General features: G+C 38.6%; 12 protein-coding genes. 7 read left to right on the forward strand and 5 right to left on the reverse strand.

Annotation, left to right across the window (positions count from 1 at the left end; all coding sequences use genetic code 11):
* Nucleotides 1-59: 59 nt before the first annotated feature.
* The 6 genes from B3E92_RS01975 (at nt 60) to B3E92_RS02000 (ending at nt 9,761) form a co-directional block, all read left to right on the forward strand.
* Entirely contained in the window at nt 60-1,562 is a 1,503-nt protein-coding gene (locus B3E92_RS01975) for an alpha-L-fucosidase (RefSeq protein WP_070566783.1), read from the forward strand.
* 127 nt (nt 1,563-1,689) lie between these two features.
* Complete coding sequence (locus B3E92_RS01980) at nt 1,690-4,221, forward strand: glycoside hydrolase family 2 TIM barrel-domain containing protein (RefSeq protein WP_083295985.1); 2,532 nt, start codon at nt 1,690-1,692, stop codon at nt 4,219-4,221.
* A 207-nt stretch (nt 4,222-4,428) separates the two neighbouring features.
* Nucleotides 4,429-5,880, forward strand: a complete 1,452-nt coding sequence (locus B3E92_RS01985) for a hypothetical protein (RefSeq protein WP_204991002.1) — start codon at nt 4,429-4,431, stop codon at nt 5,878-5,880.
* Entirely contained in the window at nt 5,867-7,426 is a 1,560-nt protein-coding gene (locus tag B3E92_RS01990) for a hypothetical protein (protein ID WP_286895124.1), read from the forward strand. Before B3E92_RS01985 ends, B3E92_RS01990 begins: the two co-directional genes overlap by 14 nt.
* A gap of 40 nt (nt 7,427-7,466) precedes the next feature.
* Nucleotides 7,467-7,805 carry a hypothetical protein gene (locus tag B3E92_RS01995; protein ID WP_070566777.1) on the forward strand — a complete coding sequence of 113 codons (339 nt, stop codon included), beginning with the start codon at nt 7,467-7,469 and terminating at the stop codon, nt 7,803-7,805.
* Between the two features lie 231 nt (nt 7,806-8,036).
* Nucleotides 8,037-9,761, forward strand: coding sequence for a leucine-rich repeat domain-containing protein (locus tag B3E92_RS02000; protein ID WP_286833510.1), 1,725 nt, complete (start codon nt 8,037-8,039; stop codon nt 9,759-9,761).
* A gap of 406 nt (nt 9,762-10,167) precedes the next feature.
* On the opposite strand, the gene B3E92_RS02005 is transcribed toward B3E92_RS02000, so the two are convergent.
* Entirely contained in the window at nt 10,168-10,950 is a 783-nt protein-coding gene (locus B3E92_RS02005; RefSeq protein WP_139145009.1) for a DUF6794 domain-containing protein, read from the reverse strand.
* Nucleotides 10,951-11,257: 307 nt separating this feature from the next.
* On the opposite strand from B3E92_RS02005, the gene B3E92_RS02010 reads away from it, so the two are divergent.
* On the forward strand, nt 11,258-12,691 hold the full coding sequence (locus tag B3E92_RS02010; protein ID WP_286801653.1) for a DUF4932 domain-containing protein: 1,434 nt from the start codon (nt 11,258-11,260) through the stop codon (nt 12,689-12,691).
* 194 nt (nt 12,692-12,885) lie between these two features.
* Here B3E92_RS02010 and B3E92_RS02015 read toward each other — a convergent pair whose 3' ends face one another.
* The 4 genes from B3E92_RS02015 to B3E92_RS02030 form a co-directional block, all read right to left on the reverse strand.
* Nucleotides 12,886-13,152: a hypothetical protein gene (locus B3E92_RS02015; RefSeq protein ID WP_070566772.1), complete on the reverse strand. Its 267-nt coding sequence runs from the start codon at nt 13,150-13,152 to the stop codon at nt 12,886-12,888.
* 297 nt (nt 13,153-13,449) lie between these two features.
* Nucleotides 13,450-15,618: a glycoside hydrolase family 97 protein gene (locus B3E92_RS02020; RefSeq protein ID WP_254667718.1), complete on the reverse strand. Its 2,169-nt coding sequence runs from the start codon at nt 15,616-15,618 to the stop codon at nt 13,450-13,452.
* Nucleotides 15,619-15,667: 49 nt separating this feature from the next.
* Nucleotides 15,668-17,047, reverse strand: a complete 1,380-nt coding sequence (locus B3E92_RS02025; RefSeq protein ID WP_139145008.1) for an alpha-galactosidase — start codon at nt 17,045-17,047, stop codon at nt 15,668-15,670.
* 5 nt (nt 17,048-17,052) lie between these two features.
* On the reverse strand, nt 17,053-18,192 hold the full coding sequence (locus B3E92_RS02030; protein WP_070566766.1) for a SusF/SusE family outer membrane protein: 1,140 nt from the start codon (nt 18,190-18,192) through the stop codon (nt 17,053-17,055).
* Nucleotides 18,193-18,224: the final 32 nt, after the last annotated feature.

The raw sequence follows: 18,224 nt of genomic DNA on the forward strand, positions 1-18,224 counted from the left end.
GAAGATAAGATAGTTCGGAGATTATTCCGGCTATCTTATTTTTGTCAGATAAATATCAAATGAAGAAAATTAATACAATTACATTACTGTTATTGGCAGCGGTTTTTCACGCTTCGGCTCAAAATATGATTGCATTACAACCCGGAGAATCAGAATCTGCTATTGTAACCAAAGCTGCCAACGTGATACCGACCCAAAGACAGCTTGATTGGCAAAAGCTGGAAGTGACCGGATTTCTCCATTTTGGGATCAATACCTTCACAAATAAGGAATGGGGTGAAGGGAAAGACGATCCAAAATTATTTAATCCGACGCAATTAGATGCAGAACAATGGGTTAGGACAGCAAAGGAAGGTGGAATCAAACTTTTGATTCTTACGGCGAAGCATCACGATGGCTTCTGCCTCTGGCAAACGAATACAACAGACTATTCGGTTAAAAATTCTCCTTACAAAAAGGGAAAAGGAGATATTTTTGGCGAACTTGCTGCGGCCTGTAAAAAATACGATATGAAGTTGGGGGTATATCTTTCCCCTTGGGATCGACATGAAGCTTCTTATGGGTCAGAAGCTTATAATGATTTTTTTGTTGCCCAATTGAGCGAATTACTGACCCGATATGGTCAGATTGATGAAGTTTGGTTTGATGGTGCTAACGGAGAGGGACCTAACGGTAAAAAGCAGGAATACGATTGGAATCGTTATTATCAGGTTATACGTGAAAAACAACCTGAGGCCGTTATCGCAGTTATGGGACCCGATGTAAGATGGGTCGGTACAGAAACGGGGTATGGACGGGACACAGAATGGTCAGTTGTACCGGCTAGTAATCTAGCACAAAATCAGATAGCTGCAGGATCGCAACAGCAGATGAATATTAAACCGGCCGGAGATATGCGTAATAAAGATCTTGGGAGCAGAGAAAGGATCAAAGAGGCAAAAGGGCTGGTATGGTACCCAGCGGAAACTGATGTTTCTATACGCCCGGGATGGTTCTATCACGAGGAAGAGGATAACAAAGTCAAAAGCCCGGGTAAGTTGATGGATATTTATTTTAATTCGGTAGGGAAAAATGGTGTCTTGTTGCTTAATATTCCACCAACAACTGCAGGTTTGATTCATTCGGTAGATGCTGCAAATTTAAAAAAGTGGAATGACTGGCGCACAGCATTGTTTTCGAAAAATCTTTTAAGCAAAGCTAAACTCCATACTGCAGGCCTCGTTTTAAAAAAATGGAAAAAAATGCCATTTTGGACGACGAAAGATGAAAAAAACAGCATAGCAACTTTTGAATATACCCTACCTAAAGCAACCGCGTTCAACGTTCTTTCCTTACAGGAAACCATCGCTTTAGGGCAACGTGTCGAGCGATTTAATTTGGAGATCTGGCAAGATGGAGTCTGGAGAGAAGTGTCGAAAGGAACTACTATCGGTAACAAACGTTTATTGACTTTTCCGACAGTTAGTGCCCAGAGATTAAGAATCAACATTTTACAATCTCGCCTAAACCCGCAAATAGAACAGCTGGGACTCTATTTCAATGAAAAAGGAGCATTTGAATAGCACATCATGATTTCAGCTTTAATTCCAATCACAAAAGATCTGAATAATTTTATTATGTTATACATAAGTTGTATTTTCGGATCTTCAATTTGTTTTTATGAACAAACTCAACCTTAAAATGCTATAGATGCAAAAAGAATCTAAATCTTATTTATCCATTTTTTCAACCCGAGGACTGAAATTTATACTATGTGCAATAATATCTATTGGACCAAATACTTTATTTGCTCAGGAACGAATAGTAACCATGCTCGAGGATGGATGGAAATTTACAAAACATGATCAGCCAAACTTCGCTGATATCGGATTGATTACAAGCGAATGGCAGACTGTTCGTGTTCCGCATGATTGGGCAATTTATGGCCCATTTAGTGCCAACAATGATAAGCAGCATATGGCTATTGCTCAAGATGGACAAAAGGAAGCATTGGAACATGCAGGTCGGACTGGTGGACTTCCGTTTGTAGGCGTTGGCTGGTATCGTAAAGAATTTGAATTGCCACAAAACGTTCAAAATAAGCGCACGGTTTTACAGTTTGATGGTGCTATGAGCAATGCTGTCGTTTTTGTGAATGGGAAAAAGGTCGGCAATTGGCCTTATGGCTATAATAGTTTTTATTTTGACGTTTCCGAGTATGTGAGTCCGGGTCAAAATTTGGTCGCGGTAAGATTAGAAAATAAGTCTGAGTCATCCCGCTGGTACCCTGGCGCAGGATTGTATCGAAATGTTCGATTGGAGATCACTGAAAAAACAAGTATTGCACATTGGGGCACCTATATTACGACGCCTGAGATCACAAAGGATTTCGCTCGAATTCAGGTTCGGACTGATTTAGCCGGTATAGATCTGTCGAAAGATTCTCTTTCCTTAGAAACTATTCTTATCGATAGCCATGGACGCATCGTGGCGAAGAAGAATGATCAGATAGGCAACTACCAGATCCAGCAGATGCAACAGGAATTGTTCGTTGAGAAACCACAATTGTGGGAATTGCAATCCCCCAATTTATATAAGGCTGTCAGCAAGCTCTATCAGAACGGCAAATTAATCGATAAATATCAAACCGTATTTGGAATCAGAAGCATTGCTATGGTACCCAATAAAGGGTTTTATTTGAATGGAAAGCTGACCGTATTTAAAGGAGTGTGTTTGCATCATGATTTGGGGCCTTTGGGAGCAGCTGTGAATGATGCCGCTATTAGGCGGCAGTTACGAATAATGAAAGATATGGGCGTTAATGCCATTCGCACTTCCCATAATATGCCGGCTCCGGAGCTGGTGCAAGCCTGTGACGAAATGGGTATTATGCTAATGGCGGAAAGTTTTGATGAATGGAAAATTCCCAAAATGAAGAATGGGTACAATCAATATTTTAACGATTGGGCCGAAAAAGATCTTGTAAATCTGATACGGCATTACCGCAATAATCCAAGCGTTGTGATGTGGTGTATTGGAAATGAAGTACCCGAACAAGGAAGTCCTGACGGATCTAAGGTCGCGCGGTATCTGCAAGATATTTGCCATCGTGAGGATCCATCTCGCCCCGTTACCCAGGGGATGGACAACCCTGATGCGGTTATAAATAGTAGCTTTGCCTCAACGATGGATGTTGCAGGCTTTAATTATCGTCCATTTAAATACCCCGAAGCCTATAAAAAGTTACAACAGCAGTTAATTCTTGGTACTGAAACTGCGTCTACTTTGAGTTCTAGAGGTGTTTATAAATTTCCCGTTGAACGAAAATCGATGGCAAAATATGACGACCATCAGGCTTCGAGTTATGATGTAGAGCATTGTTCCTGGTCGGATTTGCCTGAAGATAACTTTATTCAGCATGACGATCTACCTTACGCAATAGGTGAATTTGTCTGGACAGGGTTCGATTATTTGGGCGAACCGACACCCTACTATACAGATTGGCCAAGTCATAGTTCTTTGTTCGGTATTGTAGATCTTGCCGGTATCCCTAAAGATCGATATTATCTTTATCGTAGCCATTGGAACCAGGAATTGCATACACTTCATATTCTTCCTCATTGGAACTGGAAGGGACGCGAAGGACAGAAAACGCCAATTTTTGTCTATACAGATTACCCTGCAGCGGAAATTTTTATCAATGGAAAAAGTCAAGGAGTAAAAAAGAAAGATTTTGATGTTACCTTGGTAAATTCTAACGATAAAAAGGCACAAAATGATTTTATGCGTCAAAAGCGCTATCGTTTGATGTGGATGGATACTAAATACGAACCGGGTACGGTTACGGTAGTTGCCTATGATTCTTTAGGAAATATAGCTGCAAGAGATAGTGTAAAGACGGCAGGTAAGTTATATACTGTACGTTTAGACGTTGATCGGAAACAATTGAAAGCAAATGGAAAAGATATTGCTTTTATCACAGCTACGCTGGTTGATAAACAGGGGAATATAGTGACAGGCGAAGACCGAGAATTAAAATTCAAGGTAAAAGGTCAGGGGGCATTTAAGGCTGTGGCGAATGGAGATCCAACAAGTTTGGAATCATTTCAGAAGCCTTTCATGAAGTGCTTTAATGGTCAATTGGTTTTTCTTGTTGAAAGCAGAGACTCTGTTGGGGAAATTATAGCAGAAGTAGAAGGAAAAGGATTGAAGAAAGCAAGCGTCAAATTAACGGTGAAGTAAAAGATATGTTTCATCCTATAATGCTGTACAATTAGATAATATAGGTGTGTGTATAGATGGAATTTGCTTGTGGGGCACGATAATCTCATAAAGGTCTATTAAATATTGTAGAGAATTATTTGGCCTAATTAATGCATCAATTAATTATGTTTAAAAAAATGCTTTTGATACAACCTTTTTAATATCTTTGGTGAGTAACTTCATTTTATGAAAAGAGCTATTTTTTACTATTGTGCTCAGCTATTTTTCTTAATTCTAATTTTATTAATTGGAGGATGTTCCAAGAAGGAGAATATTGCGAGCAAAACCGATGAATATATTGATCAGGCAGAAATATTATATCCTTTGAATCTTGTTGTAAGTGCTGCAAACAAAGATTTAATAGAGTTATCTTGGGATAAGGTGAACAGTTCGCATTTTAAGCCAGTATCCTATGCGATATATGTCGATAATAAGCTTGTAGCGAAGGATCTTAGTATAACAAAATACAGCTTAATTAATTTGCTTGGCGATACAAATTATAAGATCCGTGTAATTGCGAGTTCCCAAACGGGAATAACACAAGAACAAAGCATAGATGCAAGAACTGTTGGAGGCAGCACAACTAACGGAAGTACTTATGTTGAATACAAAATTCATACGCAATCACGTATAACGGGCAATAATAGCATCCGTCTTCTGGAAGATGGTGGACATTTAATCTGTACATTTTTGCAGCATGAGGGGGGAGAAACAAATTTTAAACTGATTGTATATCGTACAAATAATAAAGGCCAGATTATATGGTATCGCTTGATCCAGGATCTAAATTATTATGATTTACCACCACATGTAGTGTTGCCTTCTAAGCAAGATGAAGCTTTCATTATTGTTAAACACGATATTTATGTCATTGATCAGACGAATGGTAAACTGAAACTGGAGAAGCCCGTTTCGATAGATTTGTCTCCGAATGATTACGTTTCATCAGTTCAGTTTGACGCGTCACATAACATGATCATGGGTACAGGTGGGGGAGAGCTGTTAAAGGTTACTACCAGCGACTTTAAAGTTGTTTGGAAACGTAAAAATAGCTCCGTTGGCATTTCTTCAATTCAGTTAGACAATGCGCAACAGATCTATTATAGTTTGCTTGATTCTGAAGCAACAAAAATTAAGGTGCAAAAAACAGATCGGGACGGTAATGTGCTGGCTACTTTTGAGTTTGATGGAAAGCTTCCTGGCGATTACGAACGTCAATACCATATGCCTATTTTACTGAAAGATAAAAATGATATTTTTTATCTCTGGGGTTTTGACTTCTATTCCTATTCGTTAAGGTATGTCAAATTTGATAAGAATGGCAATGTCAAGGCAAAATTGGGTGAGTACGTCAATTTAAAGCCAGCAGGAGCTTTTTTTGATAATGATAACAATATTGTGGTCTATGGACAGCAAGAAGGTGGTGGAATATCCACTTATGGTACTATAAATAAGTATGACAGTGATCTGAAGCTCTTATCGACTTTACAATATCCTAATTTGGAGATGCATATGTTTAAAAATATGACCCAGAATGTCGATAATTCATACAACCTGTTTTTCTATTATATACAAACCTGGTCCTATGAAAATTTGAATTTCATTTATATTAAAACAAAATCAAATGGGCAACTTTAACAAATACCTTTGTCTACTGGGGCTTGTTTTTCTTATGTCGGCCTGTAAAACTGAAAAAAATGAGGTTTTTCCAAGGATTATTAATGAGGCCATCACTAGTGTCCGGGATAAAGAAATTTCAATGACCTATCAGATTTCCAGTCTAGGATATACAAAATCGGGCGTCAGGTACTATAAAAAAGATAATCCCAGTCAAGGAAAAAGTGTTGAAGCTGTTCGTGAAGGCGATATGTTTCGACTCACATTGAATGAACTGGATTCCGAATCTACTTATATTTTGGTGCCTTACATCGAGTATAATGGCAACACAATAGAATCTGAGCGTAAAACTGAAATAACCACAACTGCTCCATTCCCAGAAGATTTTACGCTCTTTTGGCCAAATACAGAGGCAGAGTATGATGAAAGGGGCCAGTTTAGGACTGTGGTTGAAGGGAAGAATCTTAATAATATTAATCTGAGAGATATTAAATTTCTATTTGGAATGGACACGCTTCACATGAACTATCCCATTGCAACGAAAAATGGAACCTATCAGATCAGTCTAACGGGTTATTATCCGTATCGAGACGGAAATTATATGTTGCGCGTGATTTATAAAGAGAAAGAGATCATTGGTCAGGCTATTGATTTTATTTATAAGGGAAATACATTGGCCATAGGACTGAAAAAGACGAACTGGAAAACTAATTATCCTTCGATCTGCAATGACCAAATCTATTATTTTTGGAACAATTCTGTTTCACATTTTGATCCTGAAACGAGCCGGTTGCAGAATATTGCTCATATTCCCGATACGATGGGGGTTATTCCGCCAAAGTCCGTATCCATTGGAAATCGAATATTTTTTCTTGCACTTCCAGTTAGCCATATTTTGCCTTCGCTAGAGCCGGACCTTTTCAATGGTTATGAGTTGTTTTGTCAAGCTTTTGACATTGAAAAACGCGAATTTTCAAAGTACTATTTTAGCCGGCCCCAACTTAAAGAATCGCACGGTTATAGTAATCATAGTATCTTTGTGCACAATAATGCGGTCTACCAAACGTATACACTTACAGTGAATTCTCGTGGAATAAAGAATATTGTCGCCAAATATAACCCGACAAAAGATAAATTTGAGGAGATCGCCACTTTCGATACTAATTTTTCCAGTGAATGCTTTGTCTCAGTTAAAGGCAGATTATATGCACTTGGAGTTTCAAATGTATTTGACCAAGGTTTCAATATCGGGTATACCTTAACGATATATGCTGTTGACGCGAACACATTTAAACTTACAGAATTATATCGTGTCGGAACAACAAATCAAACCTATCCTTATGCGCCAGTAGGTGCCATAAATTTTAATGGTGATATATTACTGGCATTGGACGTCAATAATTTTATGATGTACAACATAGTAAAAAACACGCTAAGTCCTATCTATTTAAGTATTAATGGAAATCATATGTATTTTGGCGGAATGTTCACTTATAAAGACAAGTATTACCTCAATGCTGATATTAACTTTTTAGAAGGCTCAATTTATGAAATGTCTATCCAATAACAACTGTATATGCTGGTTTATAGGAGTTTTATTAGTCCTTATGAGCTCCTGCAAAAAGGAAACCGTATATAACGAAATAGATGCTTTTGCAGATATTCAAAATAAAGTTACTTTAGATAAAGGCCAGTACATACTGTCTTTTACACTTGCTTCGTATCCATATAGTAAAGTTGAAGTATATGTACACGATGATCTTGCTGTTATGTACAAACAGACCGGAGGAAAAATCTACAATGCCGTGAGTCAAAATAACAATAAGTATAGTGTGTTCTTTTCCCCTTTAGAAAAATCGAAAAAATACTATTATCAACTGATTGTTAACGACAGCAACGGGAATTCAGTACGTTCAGCAATATTTAATTTTACAACTCAACCTTAATATCCATGTATAATAAGTCTACATTATTTTGGTGTTCATTTCTTTGTGTTTTTTTTGAAAGCTTTTTATTTGTAGCCTGTTCAAAGAAGGAATACCAGGATGTACTGAAAACAGTATATGAACCTAAGGCCGAGCCCACTGAACTATATGACGAATTCACCGTCCAGCTAAAGGGTAGCGCCTTACAAAAAGGGGGAAACAGGTACATGGAGTATAACAAAAGGAACTGTAGTGGAAGATTATGTGAAAATCGACGACCCTAATAACCCTAATTCGTTTTTTAGGGGAGTGCCTGGAGAGGAATATATCCTTACCTGGACGGTAAAAGGTAGCGGTAATAGTAATACGGCCACAGTCGATGTTAAAATACCCGAGTTACATATCGATATTAAAGAAAACACACCTTCATCCTTTAAGACGATACTTCACTTTGCCGTGGATCCGAAATATAAAGGTAAATGGTCTTTCGATAAAGCTTATGGTCATCTACATAGCACATACCACGATGGTTGGGCCAGACCGGTAGAAGAAAATCCAACCATTGAATTGCATGGTTATTCCAATACCAGCTATCAAGTTACCTATACGATGACTTATGCTGGGAAAAATTATCAGTTTACCAAAAAGGTACAGACTGGCGAATATCAAGAAGACGAGGCATTAAATGAATTGCAAATGGGGCGCGGTGGGCGTGTTGTTGAAGATAAGGATGGACATATTATTGAAATGAATATGCAGGCTTCAGGTATAGCACATCGTTTTAATGACCCGGGCTCTTTTCCTGCGCTTAAGGCATTTAAATATCTAAGGAAGCTTATTTTAGGTGGATCTTCATTGAAAGATGTTCCGACTATTTTTGGCGATCATTATCTTGCCCTTGAAGAACTTAGTCTAGACAGAGTTGGCTATTATCTTACTATTCCTGATAATTTTGGCAATCTGACCAAACTGAAATCATTTCACCTGACACCGATGCGAACCCCCGATTTGGGATATACCGTGGTATTGCCAAAAACTTTTGGAAATTTAAAGTCGCTCGAAACCCTTATTATGCGGTATGTCGGCGATGTAGACTTCAACGGCACGTTGGGTAAACTGGTCAATTTAAAACACCTCGATTGCTTTGTTACCCAGCTTCCTTCAGATTTTGGAAACTTGACCAAACTGGTGTCTACGGAAGTTCTCGCGCAACAGGCTTATATCCCATCAAGTTTGAGTCAATGCCGTAATTTGAGGTTTGCACGTTTTAGTTTTGTTTATCCGGGATCATCACCAGTTACCTTGCCTTCGGATATCGATAATTTGACTAAGTTGGACACGCTTGAAATTTACGGAGAAAGTAGGCTTCAGCAACTGCCACAATCTTTTGGTAACCTCAAGAGCTTAAAACAACTTTGGATTCAAGGAGAAAGCTTGCAATCTATTCCTGATAATATTGGGAACTTGTCTAATCTTAGATTCTGGTTAGTGGGCGGTAATTTTAAAACTTTACCGGCTTCGATAGGTAACCTTAAAAAATTAGAAGATCTTTGGCTATCCCCTTCTGTAGAGAAGCTTCCAGATGAGTTCGGCGGATTAAGTAGTTTATCCTATCTGAATATGGAGAATAGTAGACTGACAACTCTACCGGAAACATTCGGAAAACTTAAGAGCCTGAAGGAAATCAATGCAAGGGCATCTTCGATTACTGATTTTCCAAGCAGTTTTGGACAATTGGACGGTCTGCTAAAACTGGATTTCAATTATAGCAAGCTCAAGAAATTTCCTGTAGAGATTTGTGCTTTGAAGGCCGTGAATAACGTTATTTTGAACGGTACAAATTTGGGTCGACTTCCCGATGAAATTTATTCCATGCGCTCAGGTGTGATTTTTACGCTATATCAATGTTTGAATATGGACTATGATCAATTAAAGGAAATCACTGCGAAAAGAGATGGTCTTGTATTTTATTACTGATAAGCGGATCATGATTGCCTGTAAATATGTTAATTTTTAAGGCATGGCCCACAGGAAGTAAACATAAAGTCCGATAGCACAGGATGCTCCAGATGAATGTTTACAGAATATTTTTGGACGGAAACAAAGGGGTATAACGTAATACTATTCAAGCTTAATGAAGTTTCAAAAATTTCTTTTCGGACGATCAATTTTGGGTAAATTCCAAAAGAATAGAATAAAATGATAAAGGAGCTGACCGCATGATCATCCTTTTTTTTGGAAGTATTATAAGGATAGCGAATGCGAGAAAAAAAAGAATTGTAATAACCGGAAAAACAAACGGTACTAGGCCATCAAAATTCACACAAAGCCCAAAAACTGTTAAAAATAAAATTGGTAATACGATTAGTATTATTGAAAAGTTTTATGGAGTCCAGTACTTTTTATAATACTCTAGCTGCGATTTTACATCGGGATCTTTCCCCTTTAATTTCCTATAATAACTTGTTAATATGATGCCAGACATGTCGTCAGGATGCCTTATTCCCCGTTTAGTCAAATATGCGGAGAGCCTTGAACCTCCCCAGAGGCCCCAATTATTTCTCATCCACATTCCAAATCCGAAATGTGAGCCGGCCATAAACTCTGACTCTGTCATTTCTCTTATTTTATTTTTGGTGCTATCATCCCAGAACGAGTCTATTTGGACAAAACAATCGTCAAGGTTTTTCGGGATATAAATACCGGCAATTGTGTCCGCATTCATCCGCTGTCTGATTTCCTTTTTCAATTTGTTTTCCTTCAGTTTGAATGCCTTCAGGAGAGAATCTTCTTTTACATAACCTGCTGAGAGTAGCTGTTTATAGTATTCCAAAATCACATCTTTTTTAAAGTTGTGGATTCCTTTATTATTTAAATATGTAAATAATGGAGATTTTCCAGTCGAAAGGAGCGAGTCAATCAATTCAAATTCACTTTCAAGTTCATTGTCGGTTAATTCACTTAACTCTACCTCATCACTATATTTGATTACGTTTTTTAGGCTATCCGAAACGTTAAGATTTAAGAATGAGGCTGTTTCTTTCAGATTTCTAGGAAGGGAGTTTTGAGCAGAAGCAGAGGGCAGTGACCAAACAACTGATATAAGTGCAAGCAATATAAATCTTAGGGTGGTCATATTATTGGTGTAAAGCAGTTTTAAATTCAACTAATTAGATCTAAATAATTCTTGAACTAATTTAAGAATTTATTCTTTTCTAACAGCTGTCAACTTAGGTAACGTTGCACAAGAAATGTAATATGCTTTCAAACAGTTATAAGACTTAAGTGATCAATTTAATATTAATGAATAAGATTATCGAAAATGGCTGGCAGCCTGTTCAATATTGAACGGCTAGTGTTCAATAACGGTCAGTATTAAGAAAGAAATTCGTTCGTAGTGTATTGGCAAATAGCGTGTTAAATTTATTGGCAAACTATTTGGAATCCCCATTCAAGTACAAAATAAATAAAAGATGGTAAAGCCTATTTCCAATATGTTCGAAAAAACTTCTAAATATGTATTGATTATCCTATTCAGTTTATCATTTATGCTTACCTATGGGCAGCGTAACGAAATTATGGATAAGCCAAAAGTTGATGAGCGTATCGAGCTTCTGAGTATTGTGTTTAGACTTGCTGGCAATCAAGAGTATAGCTCAGCTATTTTTAAGCGCTACGTTGATCGAATCAATGAACACTATGGTCCTTTTAAAGAACACGAATTGATCACTTTTGTCAATAAGATTAAAAATGAAAATGGCATAGGCTACGATGCAGTGATGAGTATGGCCATACATCTTGATGATAAGTTCAATCTTAAGCAAAAAAATATCAACGAAACCCTGGACAAAAGGTGGAGTAGAGCTAATGCTCTTCAATTCGCAACACTGTTAAAGAAGTTTTACAAAGACAGTAATAGCAAAGGATTTTTTCAGGATAACCAGGCACTGTACAATGAGGTACAAAAGCGCTTTCTTCCAATTTATGAACATATTGAATTGGACTGGTACCCTAAATTCTATGGTAAGAAACCATCCGAAAAGTTTTTGATTGTGAATGGTTTGGGAAATGGCGGCGGTAACTATGGGGTAGCCATTAAAAATCCACAGGGTCTTAAGGAAGTCTACGCTATTATGGGGACATGGAGTATGGATAGTCTTGGCATGGCTGAATTTCCTTTACAGAGCTATTTCCCTACATTACTTCACGAGTTTAACCACTCCTTTGTTAATTATTTATTGGAAAAAGACACGACAATTTTTAGAGACAGCGGCGAAAAATTATATAGCCTTGTAAAGGAGAAAATGAACCGGCAGGCATACGGTAGCTGGCAAACGATGTTGAACGAGGCATTGGTTCGAGCTGCGGTTATCAAATATCAAAAAGATCATAATTTCAGCTTCGAAGAGATTTCAAAGGAAACCAATGGACAGCTAGATAGGGGATTTCTTTGGATTGAGAAACTTGTTGATGAACTTGAACACTTTGATCGTCAGCGAGACTTATATCCTACTTTAGAGAGCTATATGCCTGTACTTGCCAAAGCTTATCGATCTTACGCTGCAGATATTTCTTCTTTAGATGCAGCTTTTGAAGAAAGAAGACCAAAAATCATTTCTTTTGAGGGAATTCAGGATGGACAAACCAATGTCAACAACACCTTAAGGGAGCTGAAGATAAATTTCGACAGGCCCTTATTGGGACAGGGACGGTCATTTAGGGGAGTTTCCAAAGAAGGTTTTCCGCTGATAAAAGGACATCGTTATTCTTCAGATAAGAAATCTGTTATCATTGATTGGGAGTTAGAACCAAACAAAACCTATGAAATTATCATTACAGGAAATGCATTCCGTACTGCAGATGGGATACCGATGAAAGACCATTATCTAAAATTTAGTACAAAGTAATTTACTGTAATGGACAATATTTGACCATATACATAATCAATTGTGGCAAAGGTAACTCACATTATCGTTGTGAGAGTTAAATAGGTTCATTCCATTGAGGTATACCGACAAACATATCATTTACAAATTTTTCTGTATACCGCTGCATTCCAGCTTCCTCCTTATCAAAGTAGGTCTTTATTTTTGAGCATACTTTAGGGTTGTAGCATAACTTGACGCGGAAGTTTTCGATCCATTCGGCCCGTATAACAATCGTAATTAATTTTTTTTGTGTCTCTGGACAAGCCGATTACAGTGATAGCTTGGCACATCCCAGCATACCAATCGATAATATACACTTTGGTGCCCGGGCTAAACTGTTTAGAGCCTTTGTGGGTTTCCATTTTCCCTTCACCATAACTAATTTCCTGTTTGATATTAGCTACTAATGTCGATAATGGTATAGGTTCTAAATGATCCATATTTATTCAGCGCTATTTTAATTAAAATATTTTCGCAACTAGCTTCATGATATCGCTTTACTGGTTTTTGAATTTACAAAACAGGATGTAAGAAATAGAACCGCATATATCACGCATTGCATCTCGTTGGTGGTCCGATATAAAGTTCGCTAATGAACATTAGTTATATCGATCCGTTAAACTATCATAAGTGAGATTGGGAAGAAGGCCTTATTAATTATAGAAATGGATAAGACATTTAGGGATTCATTTCCGTTTGGATCCGAAAAATCCTCCCTATGATCTCATCAATTGCCTTTATTTTTTGATTGGGACAATCGAAACAGCATAACCACCGCCTGCGGCACAATGTTGAACGATCGTGTCCTTTTTCGTTACTCTTGTAGTTTTTATTGTATACGCTTGTGGTTTTGTCTTATAGTTTGCGTCTGACGCATCAGCATAAATAGTTGCCAAATAGGTCTTTCCTTCATCCAGAAAATCAAATTTTATCTTCGATGTTCTGCTGGAATTTCCATTTACACTTCCTAAAAACCATTTTTCTGTATTTTTTTCTTTACGGGCAACGGTAATATATTGACCAGGTTCAGCCTCTAAATATTTACTGTCATCCCAATCCAGCCCGACATCTTTAATAAATTGAAAAGCATCTGGAAAACGATCATAATTTTCCGGAAAATCTGCTGCCATCTGCAAAGGGCTATACATCGTTACATATAGCGCCAATTGGTTGGCCAACGTACTATTCACATGGGCGCCATTGGCGAGGTTCATTTCAAAAATACCGGGGGTATAATCCATTGGACCGCCAATAAGTCTTGTGAAAGGCAAGATAGTTACATGATTGGGCTTTATGCCACCAAATGCATGGTATTCTGTACCTCTAGCAGATTCATTGCCTATCAAATTTGGCCAGGTACGTGCTACACCCGTCGGACGTACAGCTTCGTGCTGATTAACCATAATTTGGTAGGAAGCTGCTTTTTCTACAGCATACTGAAAATGGTTATTTGTCCATTGGCTATAGTGGTGTTCACCCAATGGAAGAATATTTCCTACATACCCACTTTTTACAGCATCATAACCCAATTGGTTCATCAGCCTATAGGCTGTATCGATATGTCGCTCATAGTTGCGGATAGATCCGGATGTCTCATGATGCATAATCAGTTTCACACCTTTGGCGTGTGCATAATCGTTTAATCCTTTGAGATCAAAATCAGGATAAGGCGTGACAAAATCAAAGACATAATCTTTATCATTGCCAAACCAATCTTCCCATCCGATATTCCATCCTTCAACCAAAACACCCTCAAAACCATGCTTCGCAGCAAAATCTATATACTTTTTAACGTTTGCTGTTGTCGCGCCATGGGTACCATTTGGTTTTGCCATACTGAAATCTGTTATTCCCAACTGGACAGACGGAAATTCATTTGTATAGGACCAACTACTCTTACCGGAAATCATTTCCCACCACACGCCTACATATTTTGTAGGCTTTATCCAGGAAGTATTTTGTATTTTGCTTGGCTCATTCAAATTATAGGTCATCTTAGACGCCAATATATCTCTTGCATCATCACTTACGATAATTGTTCTCCAAGGTGAGGTAGCGGGTGCTTGCATTTTACCCTTATCGCCATGTGAATCTGGCGTAAGCCAAGATTCAAAAACAAAATTTTTGTCATCCAAATTGAGGTGCATCGTCGAGTAATTCAGACAGCTTGCTTCATGTAAATTGATGTAAACACCTTCATTGGTTTTTAGCATCAACGAGGTCTGTACCCCCGTTGGCGAGAAGGAGGTTTGAGAGACGTTGCCGCCTTCGTAAGCGCTTCCCATCAAACCCCTTATTTCAGATAGTTTAGATGTGGTATAATTATATTCCTGGGTGTCATAATCGCCAGGAATCCAATAAGCGGTATGGTCACCAGTCATGGCAAACTGGCTACGTTCCTCTTTAATAGTGAAGTAATTTAGGTTTTTCTGCAGTGGAAATTCATACCGAAAACCGAGACCATCATCAAATAAACGAAAACGGATAATAATTTGGCGCTCTGTTTGTTTTTGGTTTAATGTGACAGCGAGTTCATTATAATGGTTTCTTACATTTTTAGTTTCTCCCCATACCGGTTGCCATGTTTCATCGAAAGTGCTGGTCTTTGAATCGGAGATTTCAAAATTGCTATAAAGCGAGCTCTTCTTTTTTATCTGGGTTTCACCATCCGTTTGTCCCTTTAAGTTTAATTCTTCATCCGGTTTGAGCTTGAGTTCCAATCCCAGATTGCTGGTCTTGATTACCACGTTGTTTTTAAACTTTAATTCGTAGGTTGGCGTACCTTCTTTTGTCAATCCAAAGGCCAGTTCAAATCTTCCATTGGGCGATTTTATCTGTTGCCCCCGTGCTACGATCCCGTTACAGCAAAAGACGACAAATAAAAGAAAAATTGATTTTTTCATCATTTCTATTTTAGCATATATATTAAAATTCAGTATTGTTATGAGCTTTGGATTACTTCGTTAATCGCAAAACTGTTACACCATGTGGTGGAATATTCTCAAGATAGGAACTCATTGTCCCCAGGTCTTCATGTTTCCATAAATCCCTTACCCGCCAATGGCTGCCAGATAAATCTGTAAAATTCAATCCTCTGGTTTGATAGTTACTCTCTCTATTAAAAAGGGCTATGACCCAATCACCATTGGTCAACTGACCTTTCCAGATCTGGCTTTTTGGATCTTTCGGATCGTTGGTTAAGGGTTTTCCGACAAATCCATCTTCTCTTAAAGCAAGTAGTTCCCTATTTTGGTAAAGCCAAAGATTTTTACCGATGGAATTATAACGGTCTCCAATTGTGACAGCGCCGCCAGAAATAAAGCAGGCTGAGATGACACTCTTCTTTTCATGATCATTGGAAAAAGTATTAATCCGAAGAAAATCAGCATCCAGTATCATCTTTCCTCTGCCTGAAATGTTAGACCAATAGGTCAGACCATCCATGCCATTTGCATATTGTGACCATCCAACACGTTTGATTCCACGTTCATTGTCGCTCCATCGCCACCATTTGCCATCTCCAACATCGTCGTTGACGCGGATCATGTGTCCGTATTTTTGCTCTACCTGCGCATCATTATAGAGATGTGGCATCACCAGACTTAAGAAAATTCCATTTTTATCGCAGGCTTCACGCATCCACCGAAGAGCTTTCTCGTAGTATGCCGCCGGACGTACTGGACCTACTGTCCCCATATTCCTATCTTTTCCATCTTCAAACCAGGAAAGAAAATCTACGCGTAGATAGCGCACACCCATATCCGCATAGTATTGAATATATCCTTTGACATATTCTTCGGCTCCCGGTTTGTCAACTTGTACCCACTTAAACCAGGTGGCCTGTTCATCTTCTTTCATGATGCTGGAAAGGGGAATATTCGTTCCTTTAATTTTTACACCAGCATCAGCAGCCAATTTGATTACCCATAGGGGGTTGTTGTATATTCCCAAAGTCATCCCTCTACCTTTCAGGTTATCGGACCACCAGGCGTAGTCGTGCTTCCATTTGGACGAGTGGGTTGTACGATAACCATCGGCGTTGTATTTAAAGTCGTCGCCCCAGCCGTCGATACAGACCATCTTGTAACCTAAAGATTTTAGGTTGTTGTCAATCCAGTTGATATTCTTTTCCCATTCATCTTCAGGAATATAACCATCCGTTTCGAAGTTATATTCGTAAGGGCTCCAATATAGTGGGCCGACGAACGGATTTTGCAAACTGTCTGGATGAATTATCTTTGTGGTTATATCATTTGAAGGAGTTTTTGAACATGCTGTCATAAACAGCATGTTCAAAAATACAAGTGGTGTAGCGAGTTGATGAAATCGTCTCATATGGCCTAATTTTTGACAATTGAAATTGTTTCGTAAAGCTGGTTGAAGGTAATTTTATACGTTCCAGCTTCGGTAATTTTCCATTTGTTGTCGATTTTACCCTCAGCGATAATTATTGCATCTTTTCCTGTTGTTCCTTCTCCATTGGTTGGTGGCATGAAGAAATCTCCGTCCCAGCTTCCGGTTGCGGTTGGGATCTTAAATTCGCCCACTTTTAATGAGCCTGTATAAGTAAACTCATAAGGGTTTCCTGCTGTAGGCACCATTGGTGTTGGATTATCTATTGTCCAGCCAGAAGGCACAGCGTCCCCTACGAGCCATATCTGCTTGTACGGGGTAAAAGGTTTGATCGTTATAAATGGGGTTGCACTGATATTAAGCAGAATCTTGTAAGCGCCAGCAGTTGCGATGTTCCATTTATAATCAGGGTTTCCACCCGGAACCAGCTGAACACCAGTTTCGGAAAGTTTTGGATGGTTTGCTAAAGGCATAAAGAAATCTGTCCCCCAATTTCCTGTCGCTACAGGGATTTTAAAGTCACCAGCATTCAATACTTCATTAAACTTAAACTGAAAGGCGTTGGTCGGATCTTTCTTCATTGCATTTGGGTTTTCAATATTCCAGCCATTTGGCGTAGCATCGCCCACCACCCATAGGGATGCATACGCCGCACCGACCGGACCAGGAACAACCTGTATGCTGATTGTTTTCGATGTAGTTGACAGCGTTTTTGACGGAATTAGTCCGAGCACCGTAATATCCAGTTTGGACTCTATATTGACCGTCATCTTCAATTTTTCAACTAGTATAGCGTTCAATTCACCCTGGGTAAACCGTTTGCTTATCGCTCCAGAGGCGACTGCTACACTATCCCGTTGCTCACCGTTAGCCAGGATTATTTTATAAGAGATCATTGAGTTTGAAAATGCCGGCCACGAAACCGTAAGCGCATCCTCAGACGGCTTACTCGGATTAATGACCACTTTATCAGCAGATGCTGTAATATCCGTAATTTCGAATGGCAGTGGAGTAGGTGCATCCAGTTCTTTCGAACAGGACTGCACCATTATTAAACATACGCCCCATAGCAGGATATTTCCAAGTTGCTTTGAAGCCGACAATCTTATATTCCAATTAAATTTCATAACTTTCAAAAGGTTTTATACTTACTAAAACT

This window comes from Sphingobacterium sp. UBA6317 (genome assembly GCF_002440385.1).
Lineage (GTDB): Bacteria > Bacteroidota > Bacteroidia > Sphingobacteriales > Sphingobacteriaceae > Sphingobacterium > Sphingobacterium multivorum.

What these genes read in the sequence shown, in the direction of transcription:
- B3E92_RS01975 (WP_070566783.1), top strand. Translation starts at nt 60, where the DNA reads ATGAAGAAAATTAATACAATTACATTACTGTTATTGGCAGCGGTTTTT.
- B3E92_RS01980 (WP_083295985.1), top strand. Translation starts at nt 1,690, where the DNA reads ATGCAAAAAGAATCTAAATCTTATTTATCCATTTTTTCAACCCGAGGA.
- B3E92_RS01985 (WP_204991002.1), top strand. Translation starts at nt 4,429, where the DNA reads ATGAAAAGAGCTATTTTTTACTATTGTGCTCAGCTATTTTTCTTAATT.
- B3E92_RS01990 (WP_286895124.1), top strand. Translation starts at nt 5,867, where the DNA reads ATGGGCAACTTTAACAAATACCTTTGTCTACTGGGGCTTGTTTTTCTT.
- B3E92_RS01995 (WP_070566777.1), top strand. Translation starts at nt 7,467, where the DNA reads ATGAGCTCCTGCAAAAAGGAAACCGTATATAACGAAATAGATGCTTTT.
- B3E92_RS02010 (WP_286801653.1), top strand. Translation starts at nt 11,258, where the DNA reads ATGGTAAAGCCTATTTCCAATATGTTCGAAAAAACTTCTAAATATGTA.
- B3E92_RS02015 (WP_070566772.1), bottom strand. Translation starts at nt 13,152, where the DNA reads ATGGATCATTTAGAACCTATACCATTATCGACATTAGTAGCTAATATC.
- B3E92_RS02020 (WP_254667718.1), bottom strand. Translation starts at nt 15,618, where the DNA reads ATGATGAAAAAATCAATTTTTCTTTTATTTGTCGTCTTTTGCTGTAAC.
- B3E92_RS02025 (WP_139145008.1), bottom strand. Translation starts at nt 17,047, where the DNA reads ATGAGACGATTTCATCAACTCGCTACACCACTTGTATTTTTGAACATG.
- B3E92_RS02030 (WP_070566766.1), bottom strand. Translation starts at nt 18,192, where the DNA reads ATGAAATTTAATTGGAATATAAGATTGTCGGCTTCAAAGCAACTTGGA.